Genomic DNA, 15,216 nt, shown 5'->3' with positions numbered 1-15,216 from the left:
ATGTAATTTCGTGTTTTCTCCAATCTGATTTTCTTCGTTTGACTCTTTTTACAAATCCTCTTTCTATGTGTTTTATTTTCTGACAAATCATGAGTCATTTTTTCTTCCATCGTCTATTCTTTATACAAGTTACCTATAAAATCACGCTGAACTAGTTGTTTCTCACGGCAATTTTCGAGAGGAGGATGCGGCATTGGGGAATTTTCACACGATGTTAGATGCGCTCCTGGAAGACCAGGAGGAGGCTGTACTGGCGACAATTGTTCAAGTTGAAGGCTCCGCGTATCGAAAAGCAGGCGCCTCTATGCTCTTTAAGAAAAAAGGCAGACGGATTGGCTTGCTGAGCGGCGGGTGTGTGGAAGAAGATGTATTCCAAAGAATCAGTGCGCTGGGCGATCAGCTCACATCAACGCTGATTCCCTACGACATGAGGTCGGAGGACGATCTTTCTTGGGGCATGGGAGCCGGGTGCAATGGCATTATTCATGTTCATGCGGAGCGAATCACTCAGGAAAAAAGGCGGCACTATGAGAAAGTGAGGGACTGCCTTCATTCAGGTAAAGCTGTCACTTCCGTTATAAAGATTGGATCCTCCCATTATTTATTTCTGACGGAGAACGGGCATTTTGGGAACTGGCCGGACGCGCCTCTGCAAGATATTCAACGTACTGTTTCAACGCTTCATTTACCGCATTTCGATCAAACCACTCACATGTTTATTCAGCGAATTGAACCGAAGCCGCGTCTCATTCTGTTTGGGGCGGGACCGGATACTGTACCGCTGGCCAATTTGGCGGCTGACACAGGGTTTTCTGTTATCGTGACGGATTGGCGGCCCGCTTATTGTACATCCTCTCTTTTTCCAAAAGCGGATCAGTTGATCGCCGCTTTTCCGGAACAAATGCTTAGCGAATTTCAATTTTTTTCGCATGATGCAGCTGTTGTGGCAACGCATCATTATCAGCACGATCAAACGATCATCAACTTCTTATTTTCTCAAAACCTCCATTATATTGGACTGTTGGGTTCGGCAAACCGCACGAAACGGCTGCTGAACGGAAAACATCCTCCGTCTCACTTTTACAGTCCGGTCGGGCTGAAAATCGGTGCGGAAGGTCCCGAGGAAATTGCGGTAAGTGTAGTTGCAGAAATTATTCAAACAAGAAAACGGCTGGCGGTTGTATGAGAAACCCCTATCTGATCGGCGTGTTTCTCGCTGCTGGCAAAAGCAGAAGAATGGGTCAAAACAAGCTGGCTTTGCCGCTAAAAGGAGAAAACATAGGCTCCCTTTCTTTGAAAACTGCTCTGTCGTCCCGCCTTGATCACGTGCTGGTCGTCGAGCGGACAGAACATGCTTCCCTTGAGTGGATAGGGGCGCCGTATCACGCTCCGCCTTTTCAAAAACGCTGGAGCCTGCACGTTTGCCAAGACGCAGAAAAGGGTCAGGGGCATTCAGTCAGCAGCGGGGTGAGAAAAGCAGAAAGCATGGGGGCGGACGGCGTTGTCATTTTGTTAGCCGACCAGCCTCAGATTTCCGTCGATCATCTCAATGCCCTTATGGCACTGGCTCCTGAGTCATTTGCCGTGTCATCGTTTTTAGGGGCGTTCACCCCGCCAATCTACTTCTCGTCGGCTTGTTTTCCTTATGTAAAGGGGTTAACGGGAGATGAAGGGGCTCGCAGGCTCCTGAAAAGCGGACAGCTTGGAGCAGGAGCGGTTTTGGAGGCAAAGGATAGCGGCGAGTTGGACGATATTGATACACCCGAGGAATATGACATGGTAAGGAGGGCGATGGCTTGAACGGCCAAGTGACAAAAGCAAGGATGAATATTCAATTATGGAGGCCGGCAGCGCTTGATGAGGCCTATTCGCTTTTAGAGAAGCTTGCTCCGGATGTGAGTGCCGCATCGGGAAGCACGCTGCTTCAGCTTCAGTGGGACAAAGGAACTCTACCGAAACAGCGCCTTGTCAGCCTTGAAGGGATTGACGAGATGCGAGGGATCAGCGCCAGTGACACCCACGTGTCGATCGGGGCGCTCACATCACTGAACGAATGCAGAAAGAACCCTTTGATCAAGAGCGCGCTTGGCTGTTTCAGTGACGCTGCTTCCGCTGTCGCCGCACCGGGAATCCGCAGCCGTGCCACGATTGGCGGCAACATAGCCAGTAAAATCGGTGATTTTATTCCGCTTCTGCTTGTGCTTGATGCTGAGCTTATCGTATATCAAAAGGAGCTAATCAGGCTGCCGCTTGGCGCTTGGCTCAGTGAGGAAGACTTTAGAACGGCTATCGTCACGCGTGTCATCATCCCGCGGGCGGAGGGAGAGCGTGTATTTTATCACAAGCTTGGAAGGCGCCAGGCTTTTACAGGAGCGGTTGCTGTTGCAGCTGGACGTTTTTTGAAAGACGGCGGCATTCGCCTCGCCGCTGGCCATGCCGATATCACTCCTAGGAGATTATTGGACAGCGAAGCGAAATGGATGGCACCAGGGTGGGACTCGCATGATCTGTACAAAACACTTATCCATGAGCTGCCGTTTTCCTCAGATGCTTTTATGTCAGCGGCATACAGAAAAAAAGCCGCTGCCAACATCATCATGGCAGAGCTGATGGCTGAGGGAGGGGAATAAATGATCATCAACAAACCGTCAAGAGTCAGGCCGGATGGAAGGGGAAAGGTTACAGGGGAATTGAAATATATGACCGATCTCAGCTTTCCAGGAATGCTGTATGGCAAGGTGCTGAGAAGTGCTTATCCTCATGCAGAGATTATGTCGATTTGCACCATAAAAGCTGAGAAAATGGAAGGCGTGCAAGCCGTCGTCACACATAAAGACGTTCCCGGCTTAAACCGATTTGGCATTATCATCCCTGATCAGCCGGTTTTATGTGAGGACAGGGTGCGGTATGTCGGGGATGCGATCGCCGCAGTTGCTGCGGAAACGGAAGAAATCGCGGAAGCGGCGCTGGAGCTGATTCAAGTTGAGTATAAAGAGCTGGAAGTCATGGATTCACCAGAAAAAGCGCTTCGGCCGAATGCGCAAAGACTGCATGAGGACGGGAATATCCTGCACCGCGCATTTTTTTCAAACGGCGATGTGGAAGAAGGGTTTCAAGCATCTGACACAGTCCTTGAAGAAACCTATGAGCTGCCGCGGCAGATGCATACGTATATGGAAACGGAGGGCGGCGTAGCCGTTCCGGAAGACGACGGGGGTTTTACGATGTATGCAGGAACCCAGCACGGCTATAAAGACCGTTTCCAGCTTGCCCGTATTTTTGACATTCCTGAAGAGAAGATCAGGATTGTGTCAAGTCCGATGGGCGGCTCGTTCGGAGGGAAGGATGAGCTGAATATTCAGCCGTATGCCGCGCTTTTGTCACTGAAAAGCGGACGTCCTGTCAAAATCCATCAGACACGAAAGGAATCTGTACGTTCTGGCATTAAGCGCCATCCGATGAAGATTACGATAAAAACGGGTGCGGATCATTCGGGAAATCTATTGGCGCATGACGTGAAAATTGTGGCGGACACAGGCGCATATGCTACGCTCGGACCGGCTGTTCTTGATTTTTCTGTCGAGCATGCCGCGGGGCCGTACCGTATTCCGAATATCCGGACTGAAGGAATATCAGTATTTACGAACAACGGGGTGGCGGGGGAATTTCGGGGCTTTGGCGGCAACCAAATCACATTTGCACTCGAAACCCATCTCGATCGTCTCAGCGGCATGCTCGGCATCGACCCGCTCGAGCTGAGAAGAACAAATATCAGAAAACCGCATGACTTGGGGCCGCTTGAGCATCGAATTGCACCAACTGACGGAGCGGCGCAGGTGTTGAATGCCATATCTAAATCTCCCATTCTTACAAGAACCAGCCGGAACTGCGGGTATCTGCAAAGAGGCACGGGAGCGGCAATTACAATGCACGGCGGCGGGCTGGGCTATGGCCGAATGGATGCGGCAGGAGGCCGTTTGTCCCTTTCGAGTGAAGGCAAAATCACAGCATCGTTCGGATTTGAAGAATGCGGACAGGGGATTCTAGCAGCGATTGAACATATTGTCATGGAGGAGCTGGGTTGTGCCGCAGAAGATATTTCCATTGTTATTGGGGATACCGCAAAAGTGCCGAAGTCAGGCTCCTCCACAGCATCCCGCGGCACAAGCATGGTGTGGCACGCGATCCAGCGTTTGAAGAAGCCGTTTCTAGCTCAGTTGAAAAAACGGGCGGAAGAATGGAACGGCTGTTCAGCGGAAAACCTTATTCCCGGGGCTGCAGGCTTGCGTGACAAAAACACAAAGGCGCTCGTGGTGACGTATAAGGAGCTGGCTGAAAAAGGCCCTTTGGCAGAGGAAACGGCATTTGACTTTCCAACAACGCCTGATCCTGTGGTGGGCGGCCATTTCCTCTACTCATTTGGAGCGGCTGCCGTTGAGGTGGAGGTAGATCTGTTAACAGGCGATGTCAAATTGATAGATTGTGAGCACGCTATTGCGGCAGGTCCGGTTGTCAGTCCCCAGGGTTATCGAGGTCAAATTGAAGGCGGCGCTGTCATGGCACTCGGCTATACGCTGATGGAGGAAGCGAAAATGACGGACGGCCGTTATGCCGCGGAAAATCTAGATCACTATTTGATCCCCGGAGTCAAAGACGTTCCTAACATGAAGGTGATCGCAATAGAAGAACTAATGAAGGGTGATGCATATGGACCGCGCGGTGTTGGCGAAATTGGAACGATCGCCATCACTCCGGCGATTGTAAAGGCAGTACATGATGCGGTCGGATGCTGGATAAACAAGCTGCCAATTTCAAGAGAAGAGCTGCTTGAAGCGATAGACAGAAAGGGGCTGAAGCAATGGACGTAAAAGAGGCCGGGCCATTTCCTGTAAAAAAGGAACAGTTCCGGATGACCGTGAATGGGCAGGAGTGGGAGGTTGCTGCCGTTCCTACGACACATCTGAGTGACCTGCTTAGAAAGGAATTTCAGCTGACCGGGACAAAGGTGTCCTGCGGAATCGGCCGCTGCGGAGCCTGCTCTATTTTAATCGACGGAAAACTGGCCAATGCGTGTATGACCATGGCTTACCAAGTGGACGGCCATTCCATTACAACAATCGAGGGCGTACAAAAAGAGGAACTGGATATCTGCCAAACCGCTTTTCTGGAAGAAGGAGGCTTCCAATGCGGCTACTGTACCCCAGGAATGATAATTGCGCTTAAAGCACTGTTTCGGGAAACCCCTCAACCTTCTGACGAAGATATAGAAGAAGGGCTGGCGGGGAATTTGTGCCGGTGTACCGGGTATGGCGGGATTATGCGGTCAGTTTGCAGGATTAGAAGAGAGTTGAACGGGGGTAGACGGGAGTCCGGCTTTTAAAAGCCGGACTTTTTTAGCCTCAGTCAGACAGCGCGGTCAAGACGCAGAAGCGCTGTGGGAAACACCACGATAAATCTCGTAGAACTTGATAGCTTCTGGATTAGAAAATGATTAGTGAATCCATAGCAAAGACGCCATAAAAACTTCTTATGGCGTCTGTCGGACAGGGAGGTGTTGGATACGGCGGAGGCAAGGAAAGTTAAACTTAATAATTAAAGATAGCTGCTCCAACAATGATCAACAAAATGAATAGCACCACGATCAAAGCGAAGGAGCTCCCGAAACCGTTTGAGTAACCAGAGTTTCCACTATATCCACCAGAATTGTAGAATCCCATAATGTCACCTCCTTTAGTGGAGATAGTATAAGATATGCCAAACGATCATTTTCGACATAGATTTAAGTCTAAAAAAGAAAAAATGAATATTTTGTCTAAAGGTGTAAGAGAGAACGCATTATCTAAACTATTAAAACCGCAGCAATTGTCTTCAAAGTATTTTTTTGAGAAAAAACGCGGTCTGTTTATAGGATTGGAAAAGGGAACTCGGCTGTTAAGAGCTGACTTATTAGTTTGAAACCCGATTTATAAATGAAAGGACTACAGGATGTTTTTCTCGTAGGCAATTATCCTGAAAAATATTGGTGAATGTTTATTCAAGCTGTTGTTTCACTAAGCGTGGGATTACTGCAAATACTGTCCTAGGATCAAAAGTTTATTGAAGTGCAAATAGAAGCCCGCCTCACCGGCGGGCTTCCTTCTTAACTCCCCCTATACACCTGATAACCAAACGGCGACAGCAAGAGCGGGATATGATAATGTGCATCTGGATCTGAAAGCTGAAAACGGACGGTGACTATGGTTAAAAATGGCTGGTCGACCGTATTCACGTTTTTATTCGCAAAATAGTCTCCTGCATGAAATTCCATCACATACTCTCCGGAAACCAGCTCTTCACCAGCCAGCAGAGGGACATTGGCTCTGCCGTCATTGTTAGTGTAAACCTCTTTCATAATACTTTCGCCCAGCCGCTTCAATTCAATTTTTACGTTCGCCGCTGGTTTGCCGCAGGTTAAATCTAAAATATGGGTTGTCAGTTTTCCCATCAGGCTTTCAGGCTCCGACATTTTTCAGCGGTTTTCTGTTTTTCTTTCTCGGCGTCTTCTCTTGTCACGGTAAAATGTTGGAAACCGTATGGCGGGCGCGGTTCGGTGTAGACTTTTCCTTGTGAGCCCGGGATTTCTTCGACAACCGCATCCCACGTGTGATTTTGAGATTGGAAGCTGACATCAGTGAGCTGCGGGAACCTTGCTAATATTCTGCAGCCGATATGATAGATTAAGTTTTGGATTGAAGGGGTTTCGAGCTCGTGAAAAACGGTGCTTGCCAAGTCGCGGACTTGTTCAGCTGCGACGTAGCGGGCTGGATCAGAAGCGTATGCGTCATTTGTATTTTCATATTGCCAGCTGATGTTTAAATAGACAAACAGCGGGCGGTTGCCGTCTTCGGGAAGAGTCGTATATTCGTCCCGGATGAAGCCGACGAAGGAGTTGCCGCTCACCTTGACGAGCTGAAGATCCATGATTTCGCTGTATTGCTCTGTAATCGTTATGGTATTCCCGCTTCGTTCTGCTTTCAGCACAGAGCGGCTTCGTTCATTACGCGATCTTCTGAAGACGAGGCGGCTTGTGCTGAGCTCTTTCTCCTCGTATGCAGGCATTGCTTCAAACGGAATGTCTTCGCCAGTCAGAGTGATCTTGTCCATATGAGAATAGGTATCTAAAAATCGGTGAGCTACATAGTGTAGGAACCCCTCGGTTGTCGTTCCTTCATAGGATGCGAGATGGCGCTGGATAAAGTTTTTCATTGAATCCGTTGCCACGACGAGAGTATTGTCTCCGTCTGTAAATGATGGCAGGAAGGCTTCTCCGCCAATTTCGCATGTCACATCAACGCCGACAACGGTATTGCTTCTCCCGGCAAAAGATGATTCTGGGATTTGCTTCACTCCAGTGAGCGGTTTTAAAAACGTTCGGTATGCAAATACATTTCCTTTGCCATAAGACATGGTTCTTTTCATTTGCGTCTCTCCTTTTTCAGTGATGATGTCAGCCAGACGAAAGCGGGCGATTCGGTAAATTTCTATAAGGGCCTGCTGGAACTCCGTTTCTCGTTCGCTCTCAAGCCTTGCCAGAAGGGCTTGGTGAATGTCCTGTTTCGTCTTTCCCTTCACCGCTAAAATAAAAGGAAAGCCGAAGCGATCATAATAGTGTTCATTCAGCTTGAGAAACTCCTCGTATTCCTGCTGTTCTAATTTGCTGAGCCCCGCGTTCTGCTGCTCTCGTACCGAGTCATTGCTCATTGTTTTCTTTGTTCCGAGCCGGGGATGCTTTTTGATTAAATCAAGCTGTGTCTCGCGATCCGCGGCTTTTACAATGCCAGTCATTTTGCGGTGAAGATCAGAAAGCGACGAAAACGGCCGTAGTGCTGCGGATCTCTCCGCAATCCATGAAGAGTGTTCAAAAATAGAGCCAAGTGTGTCTGTCAGTGTTTGTGTGTCCATTTGGTTCAGGTCATCCATTGTGAACATTGGCATCTTCCTTTACGTTTTTATGTCTGCGCCATTCGACTGTTTGGTTTGAAAAAAAGCGTGCAGTGCAATGGCCGTCAAACTGCCGATCACAATTCCGCTTCCTGCCAAGACAGAGGCCGCGCCCGGAAGAGATGAAAACAACGCGGGAATTGTTGTAGCGCCAAGCCCTAAGCTGACGGAAGAGGCGATAATCAGCAGGTTGCCTTGCGAATCAAGGTCAACGCTGGATAGCATTTTGATCCCGTAAGAAATGACCATACCGAACATGACGATCATTGCGCCGCCGAGAACTGGGGTGGGGATCACTGTTGTCAGGGCCGCTGCTTTTGGAACCAGGCCGATCGCGACCAGTATGATTCCTGTGATGGCGATGACGTTGACACTTTTCATCTTTGAAAGCTGAACGATGCCGACATTCTGTGAGAAAGCTGTATAAGGAAACGCGTTAAATAAGCCGCCCAGCAAAATCGCAAGGCCTTCTGCCCGGTAGCCCTTTTCCAGATCCTTCTCCGACAGTCTGCGGTTTGTGATATCCGCAAGCGCAAAGTAAACACCTGTCGATTCAACGAGGCTGACAATCGCAACGAGAAGCATCGTGACAACAGCCGGCAGCTCAAAGGTTGGCGGTCCGAAATAAAACGGAGACGGAACATGAAGCCAAGACGCCTCCAAAACCTCAGAGAAATCGACCTTTCCCATGATATATGCAGCGGCTGTTCCTGCGATAAGACCGAGTAAAATCACTATGGAGCGGATAAAACCTTTAAAGAAATAAAACAGCAATAAGATAAAAGCTGTGACGCCAAACCCGAGTAGCACGTTGTCGAGTGAGCCGAATTCTTTGCTTCCTTCACCTCCGGCCAGGTTATTCATTGCCGTTGGAATCAGGCTGATGCCGATGATCATGACGACTGATCCGGTTACGACAGGCGGAAAAAAACGGACAAGCTTCCCGAAGAAGCCCGCGGCTAAGACGACAATCAGTCCTGCGGCGATAATGGCACCATATATCGCTGGGACACCGTAAGTGCTGCCGATGGAAATCATCGGGCCGACTGCGGTAAACGTGCATCCGAGCACAACGGGAAGGCCGATGCCGAAATATCGGTTTCTCCAGAGCTGCAAAAGAGTTGCCGCCCCGCACATAAACAAATCAATCGCGATTAAATACGTCAGCTGCCCCGCATTCAGCCCGATCGCCGCTCCGACGATCAGCGGAACGAGAATGGCTCCCGCATACATGGCAAGCATGTGCTGAAGCCCCAGCATCATCAGCTGAAAGGCATTGTGCTGTTCCTTCATCTTTTTTACACCTCTTTTTCTAATGCAAGTGTATGTTCTAATACCAGAAGTTCAGTTTTCTGAGCTGTTTTGTCTTTTTTGCCGCGCAAGCTGAAAAATAGATTCAAAAAGATAGCGGTCAGGCTGCCAGTGATGGTGCCGTCACTGACCAGAATCCGGATCGGAGCGGGGAATTCAGCAAAAATCCCGGGGACCGTGCTGGCGCCGATGCCGAGTGCGATTGAGCATGCGATGGTCAGGAGGTGGTATTGATTTGTGAGATCCGCTATGCTGAGCATTTTGACGCCGGAGGCAATCACCATGCCGAACATGACGACGGTCGCGCCGCCAAGTACAGCAGCAGGAACGGCAGATGCAAGGGCGGCAATCTTCGGAATCAGTCCGAGACAGACAAGGATACAGCCTGCGGTAACGACGATGTTTCTTGCTTTCACTTTGGTCAGCTGCAATAAGCCGGCGTTTTGAGCAAAGGTATTATAAGGAAAGGCATTGAACAGCCCGCCGATGAGAATGGCGATTCCTTCCGCTCGATAGCCTTTGACGAGGTCTTTTTCAGTTAAAGGTCTGCCGCATATCTTTCCGATTGCATAGAAAACGCCGGTTGATTCCACAATAATGACGATTCCGACGATCAGCATCGTTAAGATCGGACCGATTTCAAACGTTGGGGCTCCGAAGTAAAAAGGCTTCGGGATTTGGAAGAACGGTGCTTCTGTAACAGAAGAAAAGCTGACTTTGCCCATGATCGCTGCTGCCGCTGTTCCGGCGGCTATTCCGATAAGAACGGACAGTGTTCGGGCAAATCCTTTGAGAAAGCGGTTGAGGACTAAGATCAGAACAAGGACACCGACAGAGAGAAGAAGGTTTTCGAGCGAACCGTATTCGGGGTTGGCACTGCCGTTTATTTTTTCGCCGCCAGCCATATTTTTCACACCTGCCGGAACAAGTGAAAGGCCGATCAAGGTCACAACGGTACCTGTTACGACAGGAGGAAATAACACAGTCAGCTTGCCGAAAAAACGCGCAAACAAAAAGATGAACACACCGGCCGCGATGATGGAACCGTAAATCGCGTGAATGCCGTAATTGCTGCCGATTGCAATCATCGGGGTGACGGCCACAAATGAACTGCCAAGCATGACGGGAAGCCCGATGCCGATGTATGCTCCGCGCAAGGTTTGCAAAAGCGTCGCGATGCCGCACGTTAACAGGTCAATCGCCAATAGGTAGGACAGCTGTTCAGTTGTTACATTCAGCGCCCTGCCGACAAGCAGGGGCACCAAAATCGCACCTGCATACATGGCGAGCACATGCTGCAGGCTAAGCGTAAACACCTTAAACGATCTTTTTTTCACTATAGTCCCTCCTTGTATGTGAACTTTAGTAACATGATATCGTGCCGATCAAGGGGTGTCATTGGATACAGTAGCTGAAAAAGACAGGTGTGATTGCTGAAAGTGACGAAAAATGATTCATTTTGTAAGAGAATGTGACAAACGTTAGCTGATCAGCCGCTGCATACGTAAGGCAAGCCGCAAACGCATCGTTGTTTCAGGATCTTTTAAGCTTTTCCCCAGCAGCTCTTCGCATTTTTCAAGGCGGTATATGACCGTATTGCGATGAACGTACAGACGCTTTGCCGTCTCTGAAATTTGGCAGTGTGTCTCTAAATAGACGGAAAGCGTATGAAGCAGGCTTTGATCCTCCTGCTGTTTTTCAGCGAGGCTCTGAAGCGTGGAGTTGTAAAATTTCTTCAAATCCTCAACCGGGAGCAAGCGCAGAAGCTCAGGCACATCTTTGGCGTGATACACCTGGATAAATGCGGTGCTTCTTGACAAATGCCCCGATTGCAGAGCATCAGAAGCTTCTGTGAAAGCGTCGGGAACATCAATGAGCTTTTGGCAGATATTGCTGATGCCAAAGGACACGGTTCGTTTAAATTGAGCGCTGACCTGTGTTTGGAACTGTTCTAAAAAGCTGATCACCGAGGCGTGCATTTCACTCCAGCTGTCTGTCGCTTCGATTAGAATAATGCCGACGTTTCCTTTCATAAAGAAGTGAGGCGGAAACGGGAAGGCTGATAATTCACCTTCAAGAAATTCGAATACGCTGTCGGAAGCGAGCTGATTTTCTGTAAAGCTGATTGATTCGTCATTGCGATCGAGTTTGCCGGCAATGCACATGTATTTTTGATCCCAGCGCAGCTTGAATTCTTTCGCCCGGTTTTTGATTTCGTCATCTGAAGAAAAGGACCGCTCAATAAAATTGTTGAAAAACTCATTGCGGGCCCGCCGGCTGAACTGTTTCAGCGCATTTTCCTTCAGCAGTTCAAAGGAAATGACGTTGGCCGCTTGTTCAATAGTGAGGATCAATCCTTTATCGCCGGCCTGCACCATGTCCGGTATCAGCAGGTAGCCGCAGTTTTTTTCGTGATTATAAATAGGCAGGACAGAATATGTTTTCTGATCTGAGATTGTAGAGAAACAAGTAAAAAACGGCCCGGATACGGTATTCAGGGTGCCTTTCAGCTTTTCGGTCTCAACTGAAATCTGATGAGAAGCAGACAGCATTTTGGCATGCTGGTCAAGCAGCAGCACGGGAAGCTGAAGGAGGTCTGACACCTTTTTGAGGAGGGATTGCAGCCCCTTGCCGCTCATAATGTGGTTTGTGAATTTTTTATGCGCGTAAATGGCTTGCTGCAGCTCGTTAGAACGCATATCGAGAATATGGCTGAGTGTGGCATTCACAATATCGCCGAGTCGGATATGTTCCGGAAGCTCAATGATTGGAAACGCATATGAATCGGCCAGTTCGATGATTTCCTTCGGGATATCTTCCAGATAGCGCTTTGTTTTAATGCCGAGGCCCGCGCAGCCACGTTTTGCCATTTGCCGAATCAGTTCAGATAATTGATGCGGGTGATCCTTCAGGTGATAGGCGGTGGTGACGAGCAATTCATTCTTATGCAAAAAGTCTGCGATATCCGGAGCGTCCATCATATTGACATGCTGAACCTCTCTTTCCCCTCCTGCTTTTCCAGCGATTAAATTGGCGTTTTCAAAAGCCGGTATTTTCATCACATCAAAAATATTCATAGCGCATTCTCCTTTTCTATAAAAACATTGGTTAAGGTGAATAATTTTCAATAGGAATTCTAGCGGTTTTGCTGATGTAATACGATCATAGTAGCAGTAAACTGTGGAAAATAGAACTGATTGTGTGACATAAACTGACATGAAAAATCATTATCCTTATATGGGGGGATCAATATGGCTTACGATATGGTGATAAAAGGTGCGAAGGCAGTTACGCCAAATGGCGTTATAGAAGCTGATATTGCAGTTCAAAACGGTGTCATTGCCGAGATAGGTTCTGACATTGAAGCAAGCGGGACGGAAATCATCCAGGCAGACGGGAAATACGTGTTTCCTGGTGTGATAGACTGCCATGTTCATTTTAATGAACCGGGCAGGGAGGATTGGGAGGGGTTTGAAACAGGTTCTCAAATGATGGCCGCAGGCGGCTGCACCACCTATTTTGATATGCCGCTCAACTGTATTCCATCAACCGTGACGGCAGAGCATCTTCTCGCAAAAGCTGAGCTAGGCAGGCAAAAATCTGCCGTGGATTTTGCGCTATGGGGCGGCCTTGTGCCAGGCCATATCGAGGACATCCGTCCAATGGCTGAAGCGGGAGCGATCGGGTTTAAAGCGTTTTTATCAAAGTCAGGCACTGATGAGTTCCGCTCTGTTGATGAACGGACGTTGCTCAAAGGCATGGCAGAAATCGCGGCTGCAGGAAAAATCCTCGCTCTCCACGCGGAAAGTGACGCGATCACAAGCTACTTGCAGATGGTTTTGGCCAATAAAGGAAAGGTGGACGCGGATGCGTACGCCGCCTCCCGCCCGGAGGAAGCAGAAGTTGAAGCGGTGTATCGCACGATTCAGTATGCGAAGGTGACAGGCTGTCCGGTTCATTTTGTCCATATCAGCACGGCGAAAGCGGTCCGGCTGATCAGAGAGGCGAAACAGGAAGGTCTTGATGTTTCGGTTGAAACATGCCCGCATTATGTCTTGTTCAGCCATGACGATTTACGGCAAAGGGGCTCTGTCGCAAAATGCGCGCCTCCGCTCCGGTCACGGCAATCAAAAGAGACGCTGATCGAGACGCTCATTGCCGGGGATATTGACATGGTTTCCTCAGACCATTCCCCCTGCCGTCCATCCTTGAAACGGGAGGATAACATGTTTTTATCATGGGGCGGAATCAGCGGCGGGCAGTTCACTTTATTAGGAATGCTGGAACTGGCGCTTGAGCATCAGATTCCGTTTGAAACCATCGCAGAATGGACAGCGGCGGCCCCTGCAAAACGATTCGGCCTTCAGAAAAAAGGGCGGCTTGAGGCGGGGTGTGATGCAGATTTCGTGCTCGTCAGCATGGAGCCGTACACTGTTACAAGAGAATCGATGTTTGCAAAGCATAAAAAAAGCATTTACGAAGGACATACATTTCCCTGCAGCATTTCGGCCACTTACAGCAAAGGCCGGTGCGTGTACAATGATGGGGAAAAAGTCACTGAAATTGACGGAGCTCTGGTCGTTCCTTCGTAAGCCCGGCGGATTTTACCGCCGGGTTTTTTGATTTCCTCCGTTCTAGTTTTTAAAATCTCATCAACGTGGTATCTTTTTTTAAAGGAGGCGGAGGCAATGGAACATGTCAAATACATACTTAAGCAATCCTGGTCGCGCCATACGAGCTCTAAATGGACGGAAGAATGCCCGTCATGCGGCCAATGCGGCGTGACGGCATTGGTGATTCAAGACCATTTCGGCGGCACGATTTTCAAAACAAAAGTCGGTGAGAGCTGGCATTTTTACAACAGCATCAATGGTGTGATGTTCGATTTTACGAGTGAGCAGTTTCAGGCGCCTATTGATTATCAGCATATTCCTTCCTCAAGAGAAGAGGCGTTTTTAGATACGAATGAGGAACAATATCAGCATCTTCGCTCTGCATTTTCCCGCCATATGAACAGCATTTCCGAGGAAACCTGAAAACACGTGTGATAAACTGGAAGAGAGGTGAATGAGTGTGATTTATATCGGACTGACGGGGTGGGGGGATCATGACAGCATCTATCCGCCGAAAACGGCCAGCCAGAAAAAATTGCAGGCCTATTCCTCCCATTTTCCGATCGTGGAATTAGACGCGAGTTTTTACGCGATTCAGCCGGCGCGCAATAATGAAAAGTGGGTGAAGGAAACGCCCGAAACCTTCCAATTTATCGTGAAAGCATATCAGGGCATGACAGGGCATCAGCGCGGCGAAATTCCCTTTGACTCAAAAGAGGAGATGTTTGATGCGTTTAAGGTGTCTTTAACGCCATATTTACATAGCAATAAGCTCGCCATGGTGCTGTTTCAATTTCCGCCGTGGTTTGACTGCAAGAAGGAGAATGTCGCCTATTTGAGATGGTGCAAGCACCAAATGGGAGATATCCCTTGTGCGCTTGAATTCAGAAACCGTTCCTGGTTCTCGCCGCCATTTTATGAGCAGACGCTTTCATTTATGAAAGCGGAAGGCTGGATTCACAGTGTCTGTGATGAACCACAAATCGGAGAAGGTAGCGTTCCGACTGTGTTGCGCGCGACCGATGAAAACAAAACGCTCGTCAGATTTCACGGACGCAACAAGCAGGGCTGGATGAAGCCTGATGGCGGGAAAAACTGGCGGGAGGTCAGGTACTTATACCGCTACAACCAACAGGAGCTGGAGGATTGGAAAAAGCACCTGAATGAATTGCAGCAGCAATGTAAGGATGTTTTTGTTCTGTTCAACAACAATTCCGGCGGTGACGCCGCGGATAACGGCAAGCAGATGCTTGAACTGCTTGATATCGAGTACAGCGGACTTGCTCCGAGACAGCTCGATTTATTTTAGAAA

Annotated in this window: 15 protein-coding genes; 9 read left to right on the top strand and 6 right to left on the bottom strand. The window is 48.9% G+C overall.

Annotated features, from left to right (window positions below):
• The first annotated feature begins 193 nt into the window (after positions 1-193).
• From CW370_RS09245 to pucE, 5 genes are read left to right on the top strand one after another with little or no spacing between them, the layout of a single operon-like run.
• Entirely contained in the window at positions 194-1,186 is a 993-nt protein-coding gene (locus CW370_RS09245) for an XdhC family protein (RefSeq protein WP_101169594.1), read from the top strand.
• Positions 1,183-1,800: a xanthine dehydrogenase accessory protein PucB gene (gene pucB, locus CW370_RS09240; RefSeq protein ID WP_101169593.1), complete on the top strand. Its 618-nt coding sequence runs from the start codon at positions 1,183-1,185 to the stop codon at positions 1,798-1,800. Before CW370_RS09245 ends, pucB begins: the two co-directional genes overlap by 4 nt.
• Entirely contained in the window at positions 1,797-2,630 is an 834-nt protein-coding gene (gene pucC / locus CW370_RS09235; protein ID WP_101169592.1) for a xanthine dehydrogenase subunit C, read from the top strand. The genes pucB and pucC overlap by 4 nt, the downstream gene beginning before the upstream one ends.
• Positions 2,631-4,868 (top strand): xanthine dehydrogenase subunit D, encoded by a 2,238-nt coding sequence (gene pucD, locus CW370_RS09230; protein WP_101169591.1) that lies wholly within the window; start codon positions 2,631-2,633, stop codon positions 4,866-4,868.
• Positions 4,859-5,380: a xanthine dehydrogenase subunit E gene (gene pucE, locus CW370_RS09225; protein ID WP_101169590.1), complete on the top strand. Its 522-nt coding sequence runs from the start codon at positions 4,859-4,861 to the stop codon at positions 5,378-5,380. Before pucD ends, pucE begins: the two co-directional genes overlap by 10 nt.
• A gap of 205 nt (positions 5,381-5,585) precedes the next feature.
• Here the strand turns inward: pucE and yuzJ are convergent, their stop codons facing one another.
• Positions 5,586-5,717 (bottom strand): YhzE/YjcZ family sporulation protein YuzJ, encoded by a 132-nt coding sequence (gene yuzJ / locus CW370_RS09220; RefSeq protein ID WP_009968115.1) that lies wholly within the window; start codon positions 5,715-5,717, stop codon positions 5,586-5,588.
• Positions 5,718-5,751: 34 nt separating this feature from the next.
• On the opposite strand from yuzJ, the gene CW370_RS09215 reads away from it, so the two are divergent.
• Complete coding sequence (locus tag CW370_RS09215; protein WP_024573587.1) at positions 5,752-5,955, top strand: hypothetical protein; 204 nt, start codon at positions 5,752-5,754, stop codon at positions 5,953-5,955.
• 184 nt (positions 5,956-6,139) lie between these two features.
• Here CW370_RS09215 and uraH read toward each other — a convergent pair whose 3' ends face one another.
• The 5 genes from uraH to pucR all read right to left on the bottom strand — a co-directional run bounded on the left by uraH (position 6,140) and on the right by pucR (position 12,368).
• The gene (gene uraH, locus CW370_RS09210; protein ID WP_015384566.1) at positions 6,140-6,484 is read right to left on the bottom strand and encodes a hydroxyisourate hydrolase; all 345 of its coding nucleotides are present in this window, start codon (positions 6,482-6,484) and stop codon (positions 6,140-6,142) included.
• On the bottom strand, positions 6,484-7,968 hold the full coding sequence (gene pucL / locus CW370_RS09205) for a factor-independent urate hydroxylase (RefSeq protein WP_101169589.1): 1,485 nt from the start codon (positions 7,966-7,968) through the stop codon (positions 6,484-6,486). The genes uraH and pucL overlap by 1 nt, the downstream gene beginning before the upstream one ends.
• A gap of 12 nt (positions 7,969-7,980) precedes the next feature.
• Positions 7,981-9,273: a uric acid permease PucK gene (pucK, locus tag CW370_RS09200; RefSeq protein ID WP_029946153.1), complete on the bottom strand. Its 1,293-nt coding sequence runs from the start codon at positions 9,271-9,273 to the stop codon at positions 7,981-7,983.
• Between the two features lie 5 nt (positions 9,274-9,278).
• A complete protein-coding gene (gene pucJ, locus CW370_RS09195; protein WP_024571967.1) occupies positions 9,279-10,628 on the bottom strand; it encodes a uric acid permease PucJ in 1,350 nt (449 codons plus the stop codon).
• A 144-nt stretch (positions 10,629-10,772) separates the two neighbouring features.
• Complete coding sequence (gene pucR / locus CW370_RS09190) at positions 10,773-12,368, bottom strand: purine catabolism transcriptional regulator PucR (protein ID WP_014477890.1); 1,596 nt, start codon at positions 12,366-12,368, stop codon at positions 10,773-10,775.
• A gap of 174 nt (positions 12,369-12,542) precedes the next feature.
• Here pucR and CW370_RS09185 point away from each other — a divergent pair, with 174 nt between their 5' ends.
• The 3 genes from CW370_RS09185 (at position 12,543) to CW370_RS09175 (ending at position 15,213) form a co-directional block, all read left to right on the top strand.
• Positions 12,543-13,883 carry an allantoinase gene (locus tag CW370_RS09185; protein WP_029946154.1) on the top strand — a complete coding sequence of 447 codons (1,341 nt, stop codon included), beginning with the start codon at positions 12,543-12,545 and terminating at the stop codon, positions 13,881-13,883.
• Between the two features lie 96 nt (positions 13,884-13,979).
• Complete coding sequence (locus CW370_RS09180; RefSeq protein WP_024572477.1) at positions 13,980-14,327, top strand: YunG family protein; 348 nt, start codon at positions 13,980-13,982, stop codon at positions 14,325-14,327.
• Positions 14,328-14,364: 37 nt separating this feature from the next.
• A complete protein-coding gene (locus tag CW370_RS09175; RefSeq protein ID WP_003243895.1) occupies positions 14,365-15,213 on the top strand; it encodes a DUF72 domain-containing protein in 849 nt (282 codons plus the stop codon).
• Positions 15,214-15,216 lie beyond the last annotated feature (3 nt).

Source organism: Bacillus sp. SN32 (genome assembly GCF_002837495.1).
GTDB lineage: Bacteria > Bacillota > Bacilli > Bacillales > Bacillaceae > Bacillus > Bacillus subtilis.
Note: the sequence above shows the minus strand (reverse complement) of the source record. Positions and strands in the feature narration are given on the sequence as shown.

Coding starts and splice junctions, on each gene's coding strand:
- pucB (WP_101169593.1), top strand. CDS start 1,183: ATGAGAAACCCCTATCTGATCGGCGTGTTTCTCGCTGCTGGCAAAAGC.
- pucD (WP_101169591.1), top strand. CDS start 2,631: ATGATCATCAACAAACCGTCAAGAGTCAGGCCGGATGGAAGGGGAAAG.
- pucE (WP_101169590.1), top strand. CDS start 4,859: ATGGACGTAAAAGAGGCCGGGCCATTTCCTGTAAAAAAGGAACAGTTC.
- yuzJ (WP_009968115.1), bottom strand. CDS start 5,717: ATGGGATTCTACAATTCTGGTGGATATAGTGGAAACTCTGGTTACTCA.
- CW370_RS09215 (WP_024573587.1), top strand. CDS start 5,752: ATGCCAAACGATCATTTTCGACATAGATTTAAGTCTAAAAAAGAAAAA.
- uraH (WP_015384566.1), bottom strand. CDS start 6,484: ATGGGAAAACTGACAACCCATATTTTAGATTTAACCTGCGGCAAACCA.
- pucL (WP_101169589.1), bottom strand. CDS start 7,968: ATGTTCACAATGGATGACCTGAACCAAATGGACACACAAACACTGACA.
- pucK (WP_029946153.1), bottom strand. CDS start 9,273: ATGAAGGAACAGCACAATGCCTTTCAGCTGATGATGCTGGGGCTTCAG.
- pucR (WP_014477890.1), bottom strand. CDS start 12,368: ATGAATATTTTTGATGTGATGAAAATACCGGCTTTTGAAAACGCCAAT.
- CW370_RS09185 (WP_029946154.1), top strand. CDS start 12,543: ATGGCTTACGATATGGTGATAAAAGGTGCGAAGGCAGTTACGCCAAAT.
- CW370_RS09180 (WP_024572477.1), top strand. CDS start 13,980: ATGGAACATGTCAAATACATACTTAAGCAATCCTGGTCGCGCCATACG.